Source organism: Sorangium sp. So ce204, from assembly GCF_051526795.1.
In the GTDB taxonomy this organism is placed as follows: domain Bacteria; phylum Myxococcota_A; class Polyangia; order Polyangiales; family Polyangiaceae; genus Sorangium; species Sorangium cellulosum_B.
This window is the reverse complement of sequence record NZ_CP150317.1, coordinates 12,257,278-12,274,512: the sequence shown is the minus strand read 5'-3', so window position 1 is coordinate 12,274,512 and position 17,235 is coordinate 12,257,278. Positions and strand designations below refer to the sequence as shown.

The window sequence follows — 17,235 nt, the reverse complement described above, 5'->3', positions numbered from 1 at the left end:
CTCTCAGTCAGTGCGCGGCAGAGCGCTCAGTGCGCGGCAGGGCGCTCGTGCCGCCGCCCGAAGACCGCGATGGCGACGGCGAGCAGCGCGGCGAGCAGGAACCCCCCGCCGAACGCGAGGCCGATGATCCAGGGCTGCATCGCCCTCCCCAGGCCGTCCGCGAAGCCCGTGGCGGCGGCGCGGCTCGCGCGCTCGATCGCGGCGCTCGAGCAGCCCGGGTCGCCGGCGGGGCACCCGGCGAGCTGCTCCATGAGCTCTGCCGTCCCCTCGCGCGCCGCGGCCCTCGCCGCGGCGCCCGTGCCCTGCTCGACGAGGGTGACGAGCGCCCTGTCGTGCTGGAGGGCGCCCTCGACGACGGCGCTGCTGACCGCCTCGCTCGTCTGCGCGATGACCGGCTCCAGGCCCTCGGCCTGCCGCCCGATCTCCGCCGCGCCGGCCCGGACCGCATCGTGGACGATGGCCCCCACGAGCGGCCGCTCGCGCTCGCGCGCGCCCTCGGCCGGCCTCTCGGCCGATCGTCCGGCGGGCCCGGCCCCGTCCTGCGCGCCGCGCTCGAGCGCCTCGAGCGTGCCGTGGGTCGCCTCCTTCGCCGCCTCGCGGACGCACCCCGGGGCGAGCGCGAGGGCGGCGATCAGCGCCGCCGCGGCCGATCGACCGGAGCGCGCCGGCTCGCCCGCGCGCGGCGCCGCCGGTCCGGGAGAGAGCGCGCATTGCACAGCCGCGCCGGCTTTCATCAACCGTGCCCGCCGCGCGCCGTACCGAGCGCGCGCTGCCCCGCTCCCCGCTACGGCGGCCCCGCCTCGATCGCCCGCCGGTACCGCTCGCGCCTGTGCGGCTCGCGCAGGATCTCGTAGGCCTCGTCGAGCACCTCGATGACGAGCCGCACGTCGTCGAGCAGGTCCACGGTCGCGGCGGTGAGCAGGGTGGACGGCTCGAAGGCCTTCCTCAGCGCGAGGTACGCGCGGCGGATCTCGTAGTTCGTCGCGTCGCGCGGGATGCCGAGGATCGAGAAATAGTCCCCGTCCTCCACCAGCGCGAGCCGCGCCCGGACGCGCTGCCGGATCGCCTCCTCGTCGAGCGGATCCTCCACCGGCGGGGGCGGCGCCTCGGTGATCGACGGCGGGATGAGGACGTCGAGCACCTCCAGGCAGACGAGCGCGTAGAGCACGCTCGCGTTCTCGGGCTCCGCCACGCTCACGAGCTCGCCCACGCTGCGGCCGCGCGCGGTGCGCACGAGCTCCTCCTCCTCGCGCCGCAGCGCGCACTCGCCGAGCAGGTTGCGCCGGACGCCGTCGTCGAGGCGCGCCCCCGGGCCGCCGAGGCGGCGCAGGGCGACCTCGGGGGCGATCACGCGGCGGATCGTCTCGACGAAGACCTCGGCGCCGGTGGCGCCGCCGAAGACGTTCGGCTCCGCCTTGAGGCGGCCCGGCGGCTCGGGCTCGAGGTCGCACGTGCCGGCCTCGACGAGCACGACGTGGCCGATGACCCACTCGGCGTGCGCGCGCAGCACCGGCCAGAGGTCGTCCTGGCCGAGGTGGCCGTGCGCGATGAGCGCCGCGCCCGCGTGCCGGCCCGAGGCGGGCAGCTTGCCCGCGAGCCGCGCGGCGACCTCGCGCTCGAGGTCGCCGCGCCCGACCAGGAAGGCGAGCAGCGTCTCCTCGGGGATGCTCGAGCCGGCGGTGACGAGATCGCCCTCGTGCAGGACGATGCGCCGCGCGCCCTCCTCGGTCGTGATCGCGAGGGCGCCGGAGGAGCGGCTGCCCACCGCGCGGGCCAGCGCGCGCGGGGCGTCGCCCGGGCCGAGCACCGTGGTCGAGGACACCCCGCCGGAGCTCGGCGCCTCGTCGATCGGCTCGAGCGCCATGGCGCGGCCGAGCCCGGCCGCTGTGACCGTGGCGGGCGCGGGCGGCACGAGCGGCAGCGGAGGCGGCGCGGGCCCACGCAGGGCCGCGCCGGAGATGGCCATGGACGGCGGCGCTGGCAGGGGCCCGCGGCCGAACGCGGCCGCGCTCGGCGCGGCAGGCGGGCTCGGCGCCAGGAGGCCGCGCCCGAGCGAGCCGGCGCCCGCGCTCGCCGGGACGGGCCCGCCAGCAGGCGCCGCGGCGCGCCCCGCCGGGGCGGAGCGGGCCGGGGACGGCACGGGCGGCAGCGGCTCGGGCTCGGCCCTTCCGACCGGCGACAGCAGCGCGGTCCTCACCTCGACCGAGGGAGGCGACACGAACGCGACGCCAGGCGACGGCGGAAAGCCAGGCGCGCGGGCGTCGCGGGCCTCGCGCGACCGGGGCGGCGGCGGCTCGGTGACGCGCTGGCGCAGGCTCGGCTCGACGCGGCCCGACGGAGCGCGCGCCCAGTCGACGTCCTCGCCGCCGCGCGCAGGGCCGGCGCGGTCCCACGCGGGCTCCTCTCGCGGCACGGGCGAGGGCGACCGATCCCACGCGGGCTCGGGGCGCGGCGGCGGCGACGCGAAGGCGTGGGGCCGGCCCGCGTCGCGCGGGGTCGGCGGCGCGGCGTCGCGGCCGCCGCTCCGGCGCGCGGGACCGCCGAGATCGCGATCCTCCCTGCCGTGCGGGTGCGCCTCCCTGTCGAGCGAGAGCGCCGCGAGCTCGGGGCCGGCGCGCTTCGTCGCGTGCGCCCCGTCGAACGCGGGCTCGCCGTCGCGGTCGTCCTCGTGCTCGTCGCCCGGCTCCGCGAGCTCGACGAGGGAGTCGCCGGGCCCTGTGTGCTCGGCGCCGGTGGCCGCCGGCTGCGGCGCGGGCGCGACGCCGTACGGGCCTTCGCTCGCCCTCGGCTGCGAGGGCGACCCGGTCGGCACCGGGGCGACGGCCGCGCTCGCGCCGGTCCGCGGCTCGTCCTCCTCCGGATCCAGGGGCTCGTCGAGGGCGGAGAGCAGCTCCGACGACAGCATCAGATCGACCTCCTCCTCGGCCGCCGGGATGCTCGACGGGTGCGCCTTCGCCGTGACCCGCTGCTCGGCGGCGACGAGGATCTCCTCGAGCTCCGGGCTGATCCGCGCCGGCAGGAGGCGCGGACCGACCTCGTCGCCGTCCTCCTCCGGGGGCGGCAGCACCGAGCCGACGTCGAGCGGGTCGAGATCGCTCGCGAAGTCGGGGTTCGACGGGACGTCGTTGTCGAGCGGCAAGCCCGCCGCGAGGCGCGCCTCGACGGCGTGCTCCCCGCGGAACCGCCCAGGCTCCGCGACCGCGCTCACGTGCGCGGCGAGCTCGGCGGTGTCGACCGGGCGCTCGAACACCTGCCCGAACAGCTGGGGATCGAGCTCCGCCGAGCGGACCGGATCCCCCACGAGGAGCACGGACGCGGCGAGGCCGCCCGGCCGCAGGTAGAGGCGCTCGAGCGCCTCGATCGCGCCGGGCTCGTCGATGTCGACGATCACGACGCGCGGCGCGTCGCTCGCGAGGCGCGCGTCGAGCTCGGCGATGGGCGCCGCGATCACCTCGAAGCCCCGGCCCCGCAGCGCCGCGCCGATCGCCTCCCCGTCCGCGGACGCGTCGGCCAGCAGGATGGCGCCTTCGCGCGGGCGCGCCTGCACTGCTTCGTAGTCGTCGCGGGGCTCGGACACGGCGGTCATCTCGTGGCGGCGGCCCGGCGGAGCAGCGCCCAGGGGCCCGCATCGACTGGACTCTCGACGGTCGTCGGCGGGCTGTCAAACGCGATCGCGGCCCGCTCACGTTCCCGCCGCGCAGCGCAGCTCCCTCCACGACCGCCCCGCCGGAGCGGCGAGGTCTCCACCCCTGCCGCGCTGGGGGCGCCCGGCCGACATCACCTCCGCGACGCGAGCGCGAGGTCGGCGCCGCCGCGCGTCGCCCCCCGCTGTGTGCGCCGCGTGGTAGACGTCGGTGCATGGTGCTCGGCGCTTCCCACAACGAGATCGCCCTGACGGCCTTCCTGCTCATCGTCGTGCTGCTCGCCGCGAAGATCGGCCGCATCGGCGAGGCGATCGGCGGGCTGTTCGAGCGGGACGCGCCCGCGACGGACGGCGGCGCGCCCGGGGACGGCGCGGAGCAGGCCGAACACGCGGAACAGAAGGAAGAACGCCAGGAAAGCTGAGCGCGCCCCCTCGCCGGCGGCCTCGCCCGCGCTTGCGTTCTGTTTTTTTGGAATTCATAGTTTCCGATGCTCGTGAACGAGCCGGCCTCGCCGCGGTCGCGGCGGCGCGCGGAGATCGCGGCGCGGATCCCGCGCGGGTACCGCCCGGCGCTCCACGTCGCGGCGCCCACGCTGCTCGGCGCGCTCGTGCTCGCGGCGGCGGTGCGCCTCCTCGACGCCGTCGATGCCGTCGAGCTCGTCGCGGTGCCGGCGACGCTGCTGCTCGGCTTCGCCTTCGAGTGGTGGGCGCACAGGTCGGTGCTGCACCGGCGGGCGCCGCTGCTCGGCGCGCTGTGCGAGCGGCACGAGCGCGAGCACCACCTCGCCTTCACCGCCGACGACATGGCGCTGCGGAGCGCCCGCGAGCTCTGGCTGGTGCTGACGCCGCCGGCCTCGGCGCTCCTGGTCCTCGCCTCGCTGCTGCCGCTCGCCGCGGCGGCGGGCGCGCTGTTCTCGCCGGACGCGGCGCTGCTCGGGCTCGCGACGGCGATGGTGTTCTTCGTGAGCTACGAGTGGCTGCACCTCGCGTATCACCTGCCGCCGGACAGCCCGGTGTACCGGCTCCCGGGGCTCACGCGGCTCCGCGAGCACCACCGCAGGCACCATGATCCCCGGCTCATGAAGCGCTGGAATTTCAACGTGACCGTGCCCGTGTTCGATCTCGTCCGCGGGACGCGCTGGTCGCCGCCGCGCAAGGGCGCGTAGCCGCCCCACAAGGGCACGTTGACGCCCCACAAGGGCACGTTGACGCCCCACAAGGGCACGTTGACGCCCCACAAGGGCACGTTGACGCCCCACAAGGGCACGTTGACGCCCCACAAGGGCACGTTGACGCCCCACAAGGGCACGTTGCCGCCGCGCAAAGGGCACGTCGCCGCCGCGCAAGGGCACGTCGCCGCCCCACAAGGGCACGTCGACGCCCCACAAGGGCACATTGCCGCCGCGCAAGGGCACGTCCGGGCGCAGCGCCATCCTCGGCCACGTGCCGGCGCGCGCGAGGGGGCGCGCGCCCGCCGGGGCGTCCGCCGCGGCCGTGTGCTAACGGGTCGCGCGTGCAGCCGCGGACCAGAGACGGCCTCGTCCTCCTGCTCGCCGGGGTCCTGCTCGGCGGCGGCGCCGCCTGGCTCCTCGGCCGCCGGCGGGAGAGCCCCCCCGCCGCGCCGCGCGCGCTCGACGCCGTGCCCGCCGGCGCGATGCTCGTCGCGACGCTCGATCTCCCGGCCCTGCGCGCCTCTCCCGCGTTCGCCTCGTTCCTGCGCGAGGAGCGCGAGATCCCCGGGCTCGGCAAGGTGCGCGACGTGTGCGGCTTCGACCCGGTGGCCGCGTTGACCGAGGTCGCGATCGCCATCCCGGCGGCGGGCGAGGGCGGCGACTTCGGGCTGGTCGCGGCCGGCGCCGTGCAGGACGAGGCGCTGCTCGCGTGCGCCTCCAAGGTCATCGAGGCCCGCGGCGGGCGGCCGGTCGTCTCCGCGATCGGCAGCTTCCGCGCGGTGCGGGACTCGAGCGCCGAGGGCCACGGCGAGATCGCCGTGCGCCCCGGGGGGCCGATCCTGCTCGGCGGGGGCGCGTACCTGCGCGCCATGATCGACGCCGCCGAGGGCCGCGGCGGGAACGTCGGAGGGAACGTCGGCGCGAGCGCCGCGCACGACGACATCGCCCGCGCCGTGGGCGAGGGGGCGGCGCGCGTCACGGTGGTGCTCACGCCCGAGCAGCGCGCCGAGATCGGGCGCGAGCTCGCGCTGAGCGGCTCCAGCCGATCGCCCGCGGCGTCCCTGCTCTCCGGCGGCGCCAGCGTCGCGCTCGGCCCGGAGATCGCCGTCCACGCCGCCGTCCTCTGCGACGCGGAGGCCCCCTGCGCCGCGCTCGGCGCGGAGCTGCGCGCGGCGCGAGACGCGCGCGCGGCGGACTTCACGACGCGGCTCATCGGCTTCGGGGCCGTGCTCGAGCGCATCGCGATCGCGGCCGAGGGCAAGGCGCTCCACGCGCGCGTCAAGCTGTCGGCCGAGGAGGCCGGCGTCCTCGTCGATCGGCTCGCCTCGCTGCGCGGCCTCCGCCAGCCCGCGCTCGCGCCCGCGCCCAGGCCGCCGCCCGCGCAGGCAGACAGCGACGCGCCGCCGCGCGGGGACGCCGCCCCGCCGCTGCGCGGAGACGCCGCCCCGCCGCCGACCGATGAGGTCGTCACACCCCCGCGACGAGCGAAGCCGGACGGCGGCGCGCCCTAGCGCGTGACCCCGCGCCGTGGAGCAGCGCGTGAACGCGCCGGGGAGGACCGACCGCCGCGTCGCGCTGCCGCGGCGCGGCTCCGTCGATTCCGTGGTCTGCCTGACGAGCGCGCCGCACCGCCGCCCGAAGCCGCGCGGCGCGGCCGATCGGGCCCCCACGGGCTGCCCCGAACTCCTGTAACCTGATCGGTGCCTTCCGACGGGATCGGCGCTCCGGTCTTTCCCGCCGCGCAGGAGGCGGGTGGGGCACATCGAATGCAGGTCGTCGGGATCTCCGCCTCCGTTGTCGTCGGGACCCTCCTTCTGGTCGCCCTCTGGGCGCTCCGCCGGCGGCTCCACGCCAGCGAGCGCGAGCTCGATGGGAAGGCGCGGGAGCTCGCGACGAGCCGCGCCGCGGAGCAGCGCCTCGTCGAGGAGCTCGCCGAGGCGCGGCGGGCCGAGGAGGAGGCGCGCAGGGCGAGGGACGAGGCCGTGACCGCGAGCCGGTCGAAGAGCGCGTTCCTCGCCAACATGAGCCACGAGCTCAGGACCCCGCTCAACTCGATCCTCGGCTTCGCGCAGCTCGTGGAGCGCGACCCCTCGCTTGCCGACCGGCACCGCGAGAACCTCGCTGTCATCTGCAAGAGCGGCGAGCACCTGCTCGGCCTGGTCAACGACATCCTCGAGATGGCGAAGATCGAGGCCGGCCGCATGACGCTCGTCGACGCCGAGTTCGACCTCCACGACACGCTCTCGGGGCTCTCGGAGATGTTCGCGGTCGAGGCCCAGAAGCGGGGCCTCACGCTCAGGGTCGAGCGGGAGCAGGACGTGCCGCGGCACGTCCACGGCGATGAAGGGAAGCTGCGGCAGGTGCTGATCAACCTGCTCGGCAACGCGCTGAAGTTCACGCCGCGCGGGTCGGTCACGCTGCGCGCCTCGTCGCGGCGCTCTACCGGTGTGCGTGAGGGCGGCGCGCCCGACGGCGCGGCGGCGGGGCGGGTGCGGGTCTCGTTCGAGGTGACGGACACCGGCCGGGGCATGGCCAAGGCGGAGCTCGCGGAGCTCTTCGAGGCGTTCGGGCAGACCGCGACCGGGCGGCAGTCGCGCGAGGGCACGGGCCTCGGCCTGCACATCAGCCGGCGCATCGTGCGGATGATGGGGGGCGACATCCGGGTGGAGAGCCAGGTCGGCCGCGGGACGACGCTCCGCTTCGACGTGCGCCTGTCGCTGGCCGACGCGCCCGACGCCCGCGCCGGCGGCGCGGCGCGCCACCCGGCGGCGCTCCGGGCCGTGGGGCTCTCGCCGGGCCAGCCGAGGTACCGCGTGCTCGTCGTCGACGACCGGTGGGACGTGCGCCACTGCCTGCTCAAGCTGCTCGACTCGGTGGGCGTCGAGGCGCGCAGCGCGACCAACGGGCTCGGCGCCGTGGCGCAGTGGGAGACGTGGGCGCCGCACCTCGTCCTGCTCGACCTCCGCATGCCGCTGCTCGACGGCTACGAGGCGGCGAGCCGCATCAAGGCGAGCGCGCGGGGGCACGAGACGGTCGTCGTGGCGATGACCGCGAGCGCGTTCGAGCAGAACCGGGCGCTCGCGGCGGAGGCGGGGTGCGACGACTTCGTGAGCAAGCCGTTCCGCGACGCGGACATCCTCGGCCTCCTGACGAAGCACCTCGGGGCCCGCTTCGAGTACGAGGAGCGCGCCGCCGAGCCCGGCGCCGCCCAGGGGGCGCCGGCCGTCGACCTCGCCCGGGCGGCGGCCGGGCTGCCCGCCGCGCTCCGCAAGGACCTCCGGCGGGCGGCGACGCGGCTCGACGCGAAGGCCGTCCAGGCGACGCTCGATCGGTTCCGGCCGGAGGACGCGGACCTCGCGGGCGCCGTGGCCGAGCTCGCGCGGGGGTATCGCTTCGACAGCATCTTGGCGCTATCGAGCGCCGACGAGGAGGAGCCGTCATGACGGACACCGACGCAAAGCCAGCCCCCCGCGGGGCGGCCCCGGGCGCGCGGCCGGAGCGCCCCAGGGAAGAGCCCCCGAGCATCCTGATCGTGGACGACATGCCGGCGAACCTGTCGCTCCTGACCTCGATGCTGACGGCGCAGGGCTACGAGGTGCGGGCGGCGATCAGCGGCGCGATGGCGCTGATGTCGGCGGCGGCGGCGCCTCCGGACCTCATCCTGCTCGACGTGAGCATGCCCCACATGGACGGCTACGAGGTGTGCCGCCGGCTCAAGGGGGATCCCGGGACAGCGGACATCCCGGTCATCTTCCTGAGCGCGATGACCGGCATCGGCGACAAGGTGATGGCGTTCGACGCGGGCGGCGTCGATTACGTCACGAAGCCGTTCGAGCTGCGCGAGGTGCTGGCCAGGGTCGGGACGCAGCTGCTCTTGCACCGGCAGCGCCGGGAGCTCGAGCGGCAGCGGAGGGAGCTCGAGGAGCGCTACGCGCAGGTGCGCCAGATGCAGGCGGCGCTGCGCGGTTACCTGTCCGACCGGGCGTGGGAGAGCATCGAGGAGAGCGTGTCGTCGAACCGGCCGAGCCCGCCGGCGCGCGAGGTGCTGACGGTGCTGGTCAGCGACATCGAGGAGTTCGTGCGGCTCTCGGAGAGCGAGGATCCCGGGCCGCTGATCGCGGATCTCAGCCTCTACATGGCCACGGTGGCGCAGATCGTCTACGACCACGCGGGCGAGGTCGACAAGTACGTTGGCGACGGCATGCTCGCGTTCTTCCGGGGCGCGAGCGACGCGCTCGCGGCGGCGCAGCGGATCCAGCGGAGCATCGCGGCCTTCAACGAACACCAGCGCTCGCGGGGCCGCCCCGCCTTCCCGACGCGGCTCGGGCTCTCGACAGGGCCCGTCCTCCTGGCGAGCATCGGGTCGAGCGGCAGGCGGGAGTTCACGATCATCGGCGATCGTGTGAACACAGCGTTTCGGATCCAGGCGCAGGCGAAGGCCGGCGGCCTGCTGATGGATGAGGCGACGTTCACCGCGGCCGGGAGCCCGGGAGAAGCGATGCCCGCGCTCGTGCGGATCCGGGGAAAGCAGGGAGAGGAGAGGCTCTATGCGATCTCGCCGGAGGCGATGCTTTCGGGCGCGGAGGGGAGCGGGGCGGACGGCGGTTGAGCGCTCACGCTCGCTCCCGGCCCGATAGGCGGGCTGTTCAAGGCTGCTCCCGGGCCTTTTCGTGCTGCCCCGCACCGCCGGGCCATTCGAGTTCGAGCGCCTGGATCGTGCGATCTGCCGAAAACGTTCGTTCTTGAATCACGCGATGACCTCGTGCAATAGTCGCCGCGGAGGATGGAAACGAACATGAATCTTCGAATTAGCGTTACTTTGCTTGGCCTGCTCGCGACCTTTGCGGCGGGCGCGGTTGCGTGCTCGGATGACGATGGGGGCACGACGTCGGCAGCTTCCTCGACCACCGGCACGGGCGGCGGCGCCGCCAGCAGCGGCGCAACCGGCGGCGGCGGCGCAGGCGAGGGCGGCGCCGCCACCACCAGCAGCGGCGCAACCGGCGGCGGCGGCGCAGGCGAGGGCGGGGGGGACGGCGGCGGCACGGCCTGTGCGGGGCTGCTCTGCGACGACTTCGAGTCGTACGAGGGCGAGGGCGCGAACGGCGAGAAGCTGGGCGCGTGGACGGTCTATACGGCGATGGCGGGCTCCACCGTGTCGGTCGACACAACGAAGCATTACAGCGGCACCAAGTCCATCAAGGTGACCACGCCCGCGAGCACGGGAGACAACAACTACAAGTCGGCCATGATCAAGTTCACGGACGCCGACGCCCTGCCCACCGAGGCGAACGTCATCCATGGTCGCATGATGTTCTTCCTCGAGGCTGCGCCGACGGGGGATGTGCACTGGACCATCATCGACGGTTCAGGGACCATTCCTGGCAGCGATTTCGAGGGAATGCCCTACGCGGCACAGTATCGCTACGGCGGGCAGCACCCGACCGCGGCCGGCAGCCAGCTCATGGCGAACTACGATACGCCCGGGTTCTGGAGCGATCCGAAGACCGGCCCGGAGACGGACTGCTGGCACCACGCGGAGGAGACGACGGTGGTCCCGACCGGCGCGTGGACCTGCGTCGAGTTCAGCTTCGACGGGCCGAAGAACGAGATGCGCTTCTGGCTCAATAATGAGGAGCTGACCGATCTCAAGGTGACCGGGACGGGCCAGGGCTGCGCCAACGACGTGGAGAACTACGAGTGGAAGGCGCCGGCGTTCGACAGCATCGGCCTCGGCTGGGAGTCCTATCAGGCGGACTCCGCCCGCTCGATGTGGATCGATGACGTCGTGATCGGCACCGGGCCCATCGGCTGCCCGCCCGCGCAGTGAGCGCGCGCCGCTGAGCTCGGCGAGGCGCGGCGGCGGACTCCGCGCCTCGCTGATCCCTCTCCAGGGGTCGGGCGCGCGCTGCCCGCGGCGCCGAGGCCGGCGCGAGCGACGCAGGCCGCGCGCCGGCGCGCCTCACGCCGGCGCACCTGACGAATGTCGGGTTCGCCGATTGATCGCTCGCCAGGACCGCTCTACGAGACGGCGGAGGTCCAACGCTTCACGAACCTGGAGGTCTCCGCTGTGATGAAACCGGCCTATCGTCTCTCGCTGCTCGCCTCGTTCGTCCTGGGCGCCACCGCTTGTGGCGGCGCGCCCGAGCCGGCCCCTGCGGTCCCCGACGTCCCCGCCCAGCCCGCGCAGCCTGCGCCGGAGGCGCCCGCGGCGCCCGAGGCCAGCCCGCCGGCCGCGCCGGAGGCCGCTGCGCCGCCGGCGCCGCCTGCGCCGCCGGTCAGCGTCTCCGTGCCCATCGAGGCGCGGACCAAGTCGAAGCTCAAGGGCACCGCGACCTTCACCGAGGTCGAGGGCGGCGTGAAGGTCGCCGTCCAGGTCTCGGGCGCTCCCAAGGGCAAGATCGCCGTCCACGTGCACGAGACCGGCGATTGCAGCGCGCCGGACGCGAAGAGCGCGGGCGCGCACTACAACCCCGAGAACCACCCGCACGGCCTCCCCGACGCCGCGGCTCGCCACCTCGGCGATCTCGGCAATATCGAGGTCAAGGCCGATGGGACCGGCACCCATGAGATCATCGCCAAGGGCGCGAATCTCAAGGAGGGCGCTCCGAACACGTTCCTCGGCCGCGCCATCATCGTCCACGAGAAGGCGGATGACGGCGGCCAGCCCGCCGGCAACGCCGGTGGCCGCATCGGCTGCGGCGTCATCTCGCAGGGCAAGTGACGCGCGCGCGGCGCGGCCCGCCGCTCCGCGCTCACGACACGTCGACTCCACCTCACCGCCTGTCCCGAGAGGGCCTCTCCCCGAGCGCCCGCAAGGCGGGAGTCTCCGCCTCCGGCGTCACCGGGGCGGAGCGCTGACCGGAACGCCCTTTCCCCCCGGGGGCGAGCCCGGGCTCGGGAGGCTCCCGCTCGCGGGGAGCCTCGGCGCGGCCGGGGGACGCCGGGGCTCCTGCTCCGTGCGCCGGCTCGGCTCTCGAAGCGCCTCGCGCTCGATGTCCGCCGCCGGCTCGGACGACCGCGGCAGGGACGCGGAAGACGCCGCGGCCGCCGGGACGACCTGACCGGCTGGCTCGGCGTTGCGCGCCTCGCTCAACGTGGCGCCCGCGAGGGGCCCGGAAGCGCTGGAGCCCGACGGCCGCTCCTCGGGCCGCGTCCCGCTGACCAGCAGCGCGACGACGATCGCCGCCGCCACCGCCGCCAGGACGAAGCTCGCCCTGACGGGCGAGCGCAGCCGCCGGAGCGTGTCCGCGAGCGTCGTCTCGTCGGCGTCCTCCTCGACGCGCGCCCTCTCCGGAGCCGGGCCGGCCGCGCCGAGCCCGACACGGCCAGCTTCCACCCGGGGCTGCGGCCCGTCCGAGCCGGCCGCAGCCTCGCTCCGCTCCGCGGGGCTGGCCTCCGCCCGGACGCCCGCGTGGTCCGGTACCGCGACGCCCTCGCTCCGCGCCACCGGATCCGCCTCCGCAGGGGCGCGCGGGCGGCCCGAGACCGTCGCCCCCTCGCTCCGCTCCGCAGGGCTGGCCTCCGCCCGGGCGCGCGGGCGCTCCGAGACCGTGACGGCCTCGCTCCGCTCCCCCGGATCCGCCTCCGCAGGGGCGCGCTGGCGGTCTGACACCGTCGCCGCCTCGCGCCGCTCCACCAGGTCGGTCTCCTGCCGGGCGCGCGAGCGGTCCGAGACCGTCACGGCCTCGCTCCGCTCCACCGGATCCGCCTCCTCAGGAGCCGCGGAGAACACGGGAGGTGGCAGCTCCGGGCGAATCTCGATCGCCATGCCGCCGGTGGACGGGCCCGAGCCCATGGTGGTGGGGATCGAGCCGCGCTCCCCCGCGTCGATGCCGTCCACGCCGGGGCGCGCCCCGGACAGCGAGTCGCGCAGGCCCCCGCGCAGCATGCGCTGGATGCGGTCGACGAGCGGCTGCGCCGCGGGCGGCGCGAACGGGCGGAGCGCCATCGTGAGCTCCGCCAGGTCGGGCCAGCGCTTGTCGCGATCCCGCTCGAGGCACCGCATGATGATCGGATCGATGTCCGGCGAGAGCCCGCGGCAGACCTTCGACGGCAGCTCCGGCACGAACTTGCCCCCGAGCACGAGCGAGACCGTCTGGACGGAGCGCGCGTGCATGGGATACCGGCCGGTGAGCAGCACGTAGAGGAGCGACCCGACCGCCCAGATGTCCGCGCGCGCGTCGACGTCGCGCTGCCCGCGCATCTGCTCGGGGGGCATGTAGTGGGGCGTCCCCAGCATCTGGCCCGTGCTCGTCCGCATCTCGGCGACGCCGAGGAGCGCCGCCTGCGACACCTTGGAGACGCCGAAGTCGAGCACCTTGATGCACGGCGTCCCCTCGCGCGTGTGCGTCAGGAAGAGGTTGGCCGGCTTCACGTCGCGGTGCACGAGCCCGAGCGCGTGCGCCTCGGCGAGCGCGTCGCACGCCTGGATGACGTAGAGCGTCGCCTCCTCGACCGGCAGCGGCCCCCGCTGCTTGCGGATGACCCGGAGATCGCGGCCGTCGAGGAACTCCATCACCATGTACGGCAGCCCGCTCTCGAGCCGCCCGACGTCGTGCACCTTGACCGCGTGCTCGCTCCTGAGCCGCGACGCGATCCGCGCCTCCTGCAGGAAGCGCCCGCACATCTCCGGGTCGGCCGCGGTCGCCGGCAGCAGCACCTTGATCGCCCGGAGCTCGTCGAGATCGACGTGGGTCGCGGCGACGACGGCGCCCATCGCGCCCTTGTCGAGCAGCCGGTCCACGCGGTACTTGCCGGCGATCAGCGTTCCGGCCTCCAGCCCTTCGATCTCTTCCAGGCCGCGCATGTTCGAAACCTCCGACGGAGAACGCCGCGCCGCGGCAGCCAGCATAGCGCAGCCGATCGTCGGCCGGACAGGCGATGCCGCGGAAGCGACGCTCCTCTGCCCCGCCGCTGGCCTGCGCGACGCTCGCGCGCCGGCGCGGCGCGATGTCGCGGACGCCCTCACCGCGCCCCGCGCCGCTCGCGGGAGCGCACCACGGCGGCGCGGCCCGCCCTGGCTCAGCCCCCTTCCGGCGCCCCGCTCGGCCTCTTGATCGCGACCGTCCGCCGCGCGCCGCCCGACTCGAGCGTGAGCTCGAGGGTGGCGCCCTCCTGCGCGCTCGGCAGCGCATGACGCATCGCTTCAAAGCTGGCGAGCGGCCGGCCGTTGATCGCGACCACCGCGTCACCGACGCGGACGCCCGCGGCGGCGGCGGGGCCGCTGTCTTCCACGGCGACGACGACGGCGTCTCCGCTCGTCTTCAGCGCGCCTTCGAGCAGCGGGAAGAGGGGCGCCGCGGTCAGCCCGAGCGCGCTGACCGTCCTCCCGTAGCTCTGCACGGCCGCGTCGAAGCTCTCCTTGCGCATGCGGTAGCGCGCGACGGCCGCCACCGCGCCGCCGCGCTCCTGGAAGCGCGCGTCGACGCGCTCGGGGGTGGCGAACGCGCCGACCTGCTTCAGGTAGCGGCTCGCCTCGGCCTCCGCCATGCCGGCGCGGCGCGCGCCGCCGCCGTGCGCCTGGATGAAGGCGTACGCCTGCGACCCCGCGAGCGCCGGCAGGACGTTGCTCGCGAGCCGGGAGATCGCGTCGGCGCGCGCGACAGCGAGCGCCGCCTCTCGGCTGGCGCCCGAGCCCTCGCCGACAACGAAGATCGCGTCGCCCTCGGCGGTGAACGGCCGGTCCATCCACGGAGGGCTCTCCTCGGCCGGCGGCGCCGCGCGCCACCCCGAGCTCGGCGCGGGCGGCGGGTCCGCCCCGGCGGCGGTGCGCGGGCGTCCCCGGCCCTGGTAGGCGAAGGCCACGGCGAGGACGAGCAGCGCTCCCGCCGCGAACGCCGCGAGCACCCCGCGCGAGCTGGAGCCACCGGCCGCCGAGACGGCCGCGGCCGGCGGAGACGCCCCCGCCGGCGCCGCTGCGCCCGCGGGCGCCCCTGCCCCCGCCCCCGCCGGCGCCGCTGCGCCCGCGGGCGCCCCTGCCGGCGCCGCTGCGCCCGCGGGCGCCCCTGCCCCCGCCCCCGCCGTCGTCACGTGCCCCCCCGCGGCAGAGCGCTTCGTCGCCGGCTCGGACGCTCCGGTGAGCGTGGGCGCCGGCTCCGGCGCGGCGCCGAGGCGCCTCAGCGCCGGCCGGAGCCACGGGAACGCGAGCGGCGCGTTGCACCGCTTGCACGGCACGTACGGCTCCCGGTCCTCGCGGGCGGCCTGCGCGGCCTCCTTCACGTCGAGCAGCGTCTGCCGGGGCGCGTCGCACCGCTCGCAGGAGCCCTCGACGATCGCCGAGACCACCTCCGCGCGCAGCGGGGGGCTCTCGGAGGCGAGGTGCTCGAGCAGCACCACGGGACAGCCCTCGATCTGGATCGACGTCACCTCGCCGCCCAGCGCGCGGAGCGACAGCGCGAGCGCCCTCGCGCCCTCGGACGTCACCCCCGCCGCGCCCGCGAGATCGAGCACCAGCGCCCCCTCGATCCCGTCGAGCGCGCGCTTCCACCGCACGTGCGCGTCGAGCTTGCAGCGCACGCGGATGCGCGTCCCGCGCTCGTCGACCGTCTTCTCGATCGCCTCGTGGGTCCCCGCGTCGAGCCGCGCGAGCTCGTCGAGCGCGGCCCGCACGTCCTCCGGCAGATCGATCCCCGCGTGGATCGCCGCGAACGCGAAGTAGCTCTCGGCGTCGTCGTCGAACACCGCCGCCGCGCCGCAGCGCGGGCAGGGGCTCGCGGGCGGCTCGTGCGTCCTGACGAGGTGCGCGTCCCTGTCGCAGTCGAACAGCCGATCGAAGGCGGCGCCGCAGCGCTCGCACCGGTACGGGCCGTAGAACGACGCGACGCGCCCGTCCCCGAAGAAGCGGCGGATCATGCTGATCTGGTTCACGATCGGCTCGGTGCAGCGGCCGATGTAGATCTCGGACGCGCTCCGCGACACCTCGGCCAGCATCGCCATCCACTCGCGCACGCCGAACGACGTGACCCGCTGCACCCCGCCCAGATCGAAGAGCACGCGGCCGGAGATGCCGCGCGCGACCGCGAGGCCCTGGAGCTCCTCGGTCATCCGCCCCGACAGCGAGACGATCAGCAGGCTGCCCAGCCTCCGCTTGGTCACCGTGAGGGCCCGCGGCCCGTGCCCGTGCGCCCCCTCCGGCTCCGCGCCCTCCACGCCGGCGCCGGCGTCCGCGAGCGACAGCGCGGGGAGCCTCCTCGATCGCGGCGGCGTGTCCAGATCCCCCGCGGCGTCGGGCCGCGACGCCGCGAAGAGCGGCGCGGAGAGCTTCGTGGCGACCCCGCCGGGGCGCCCGGTCTCGGCGGCCTGCGGCTCCGCGCCCATGGCGTCGAGCGCGCCCGCGAAGGAGTCCTCGTTCTGTATCGATTCCTCCTTCTTGACGATGTGTGATTCGAGGTCCGCCCCCGAGGCGAGCGCGCCCCGCCACACCTCCACGCGCTGGCCGAACAGCTCCGACATGAACGACGACAGCGCGAGCGCCGAGGTGGCGAGCCGCTCCTCCCGGGCGAACGCCTCGAGGTCGATCTGGAGATCCCTCGCTGTCGCGTACCGCTTCTCCCGATCCCGCTCCAGGCACTTGAGCAGGATGCGCTCCAGCCTTGGCGGGTAGTCGGAGCAGACCTCGCTCGGCGGCATCACGGGGTCCTCCACGATCGCCCGCATCAGCTCGAACTCGGTGGCGCCGCGCCGGAACATCCGGCTCCCCGTCGACATCTCGTAGAGCAGCAGGCCGACCGAGTAGATGTCGCTCCGGCGATCGAGGTGCTCGCTCGTGCACTGCTCGGGCGACATGTACGGGACCTTGCCCTTGAGCGCGCCGTCGCGCGTCTCGTTGACGCGGTTCGCCGCCTTCGCGATCCCGAAGTCGAGGATCTTCACGGCCCCGTCGTAGGTGACGATCACGTTGTGCGGGGACACGTCGCGGTGGACGATGTCGAGCGGCTTGCCGTCGAAGCCGACCTTCTCGTGCGCGTAGTGGAGCCCCGCCGCGACGCCCGCCGCGATGGTGATCGCGTGCTCGATCGGCATCCGCCGGTTCGCCGACCGGAGCGACTTCCGGACGGTCCTGAGATCCTCGCCGTGGAGGTACTCCATCGCGATGACCGGCACGCCGTCGACGTCCTCGATGTCGTACATCTGGACGAGGTTGGGGTGGTCCAGGGTGGCGGCGATGCGCGCCTCGTCGAGGAACATCCGCACGAACTCGGGGCTGTCGACGAGGTGCGGGAGGATGCGCTTGACCACGCAGATCTTTTTCACGCCCGAGATGCCCGCGACGGAGGCCACCCAGATCTCGGCCATACCGCCCATGCCGATCTTCTTGATCAGGCGGTACCTGCCGAGCGTGGTGGGGTGGCGCGCGCCGACGCTCATCGGGCCGGCGGCGTGGCGCTCGGTCATTCGACCGCCTCCATCGCGCGAGCCGGC

11 protein-coding genes are annotated in these 17,235 nt (G+C 75.3%); 7 read left to right on the top strand and 4 right to left on the bottom strand.

Annotation, left to right across the window (positions count from 1 at the left end; all coding sequences use genetic code 11):
• Positions 1–26: 26 nt before the first annotated feature.
• Together WMF22_RS46445 and WMF22_RS46440 are read right to left on the bottom strand one after the other, a co-directional pair.
• A complete protein-coding gene (locus tag WMF22_RS46445) occupies positions 27–734 on the bottom strand; it encodes a hypothetical protein (RefSeq protein WP_438033922.1) in 708 nt (235 codons plus the stop codon).
• 50 nt (positions 735–784) lie between these two features.
• A complete protein-coding gene (locus tag WMF22_RS46440) occupies positions 785–3,577 on the bottom strand; it encodes a DUF4388 domain-containing protein (protein WP_438033921.1) in 2,793 nt (930 codons plus the stop codon).
• A 281-nt stretch (positions 3,578–3,858) separates the two neighbouring features.
• Between WMF22_RS46440 and WMF22_RS46435 the strand changes: the two genes are divergently transcribed.
• The 7 genes from WMF22_RS46435 to WMF22_RS46405 all read left to right on the top strand — a co-directional run bounded on the left by WMF22_RS46435 (position 3,859) and on the right by WMF22_RS46405 (position 11,536).
• Positions 3,859–4,065 (top strand): hypothetical protein, encoded by a 207-nt coding sequence (locus WMF22_RS46435; protein ID WP_437296247.1) that lies wholly within the window; start codon positions 3,859–3,861, stop codon positions 4,063–4,065.
• Between the two features lie 66 nt (positions 4,066–4,131).
• Complete coding sequence (locus tag WMF22_RS46430; protein WP_438033920.1) at positions 4,132–4,809, top strand: sterol desaturase family protein; 678 nt, start codon at positions 4,132–4,134, stop codon at positions 4,807–4,809.
• A 347-nt stretch (positions 4,810–5,156) separates the two neighbouring features.
• Positions 5,157–6,326 (top strand): hypothetical protein, encoded by a 1,170-nt coding sequence (locus WMF22_RS46425; protein WP_438033919.1) that lies wholly within the window; start codon positions 5,157–5,159, stop codon positions 6,324–6,326.
• Between the two features lie 255 nt (positions 6,327–6,581).
• Positions 6,582–8,258 carry an ATP-binding protein gene (locus WMF22_RS46420; RefSeq protein WP_438033918.1) on the top strand — a complete coding sequence of 559 codons (1,677 nt, stop codon included), beginning with the start codon at positions 6,582–6,584 and terminating at the stop codon, positions 8,256–8,258.
• Positions 8,255–9,424: a response regulator gene (locus WMF22_RS46415; protein ID WP_437296243.1), complete on the top strand. Its 1,170-nt coding sequence runs from the start codon at positions 8,255–8,257 to the stop codon at positions 9,422–9,424. Before WMF22_RS46420 ends, WMF22_RS46415 begins: the two co-directional genes overlap by 4 nt.
• 186 nt (positions 9,425–9,610) lie before the next feature.
• On the top strand, positions 9,611–10,642 hold the full coding sequence (locus tag WMF22_RS46410; RefSeq protein ID WP_438033917.1) for a hypothetical protein: 1,032 nt from the start codon (positions 9,611–9,613) through the stop codon (positions 10,640–10,642).
• 243 nt (positions 10,643–10,885) lie between these two features.
• Entirely contained in the window at positions 10,886–11,536 is a 651-nt protein-coding gene (locus WMF22_RS46405) for a superoxide dismutase family protein (protein ID WP_438033916.1), read from the top strand.
• A 117-nt stretch (positions 11,537–11,653) separates the two neighbouring features.
• On the opposite strand, the gene WMF22_RS46400 is transcribed toward WMF22_RS46405, so the two are convergent.
• Entirely contained in the window at positions 11,654–13,621 is a 1,968-nt protein-coding gene (locus WMF22_RS46400; RefSeq protein ID WP_438033915.1) for a protein kinase domain-containing protein, read from the bottom strand.
• A gap of 215 nt (positions 13,622–13,836) precedes the next feature.
• Positions 13,837–17,208: a protein kinase domain-containing protein gene (locus WMF22_RS46395; RefSeq protein WP_438033914.1), complete on the bottom strand. Its 3,372-nt coding sequence runs from the start codon at positions 17,206–17,208 to the stop codon at positions 13,837–13,839.
• Positions 17,209–17,235: the final 27 nt, after the last annotated feature.

Excerpts from the sequence above, each read along its gene's own strand:
- WMF22_RS46435 (WP_437296247.1), top strand. The coding sequence starts at position 3,859 with ATGGTGCTCGGCGCTTCCCACAACGAGATCGCCCTGACGGCCTTCCTG.
- WMF22_RS46430 (WP_438033920.1), top strand. The coding sequence starts at position 4,132 with ATGCTCGTGAACGAGCCGGCCTCGCCGCGGTCGCGGCGGCGCGCGGAG.
- WMF22_RS46395 (WP_438033914.1), bottom strand. The coding sequence starts at position 17,208 with ATGACCGAGCGCCACGCCGCCGGCCCGATGAGCGTCGGCGCGCGCCAC.
- WMF22_RS46410 (WP_438033917.1), top strand. The coding sequence starts at position 9,611 with ATGAATCTTCGAATTAGCGTTACTTTGCTTGGCCTGCTCGCGACCTTT.
- WMF22_RS46420 (WP_438033918.1), top strand. The coding sequence starts at position 6,582 with ATGCAGGTCGTCGGGATCTCCGCCTCCGTTGTCGTCGGGACCCTCCTT.
- WMF22_RS46400 (WP_438033915.1), bottom strand. The coding sequence starts at position 13,621 with ATGCGCGGCCTGGAAGAGATCGAAGGGCTGGAGGCCGGAACGCTGATC.
- WMF22_RS46415 (WP_437296243.1), top strand. The coding sequence starts at position 8,255 with ATGACGGACACCGACGCAAAGCCAGCCCCCCGCGGGGCGGCCCCGGGC.
- WMF22_RS46445 (WP_438033922.1), bottom strand. The coding sequence starts at position 734 with ATGAAAGCCGGCGCGGCTGTGCAATGCGCGCTCTCTCCCGGACCGGCG.
- WMF22_RS46405 (WP_438033916.1), top strand. The coding sequence starts at position 10,886 with ATGAAACCGGCCTATCGTCTCTCGCTGCTCGCCTCGTTCGTCCTGGGC.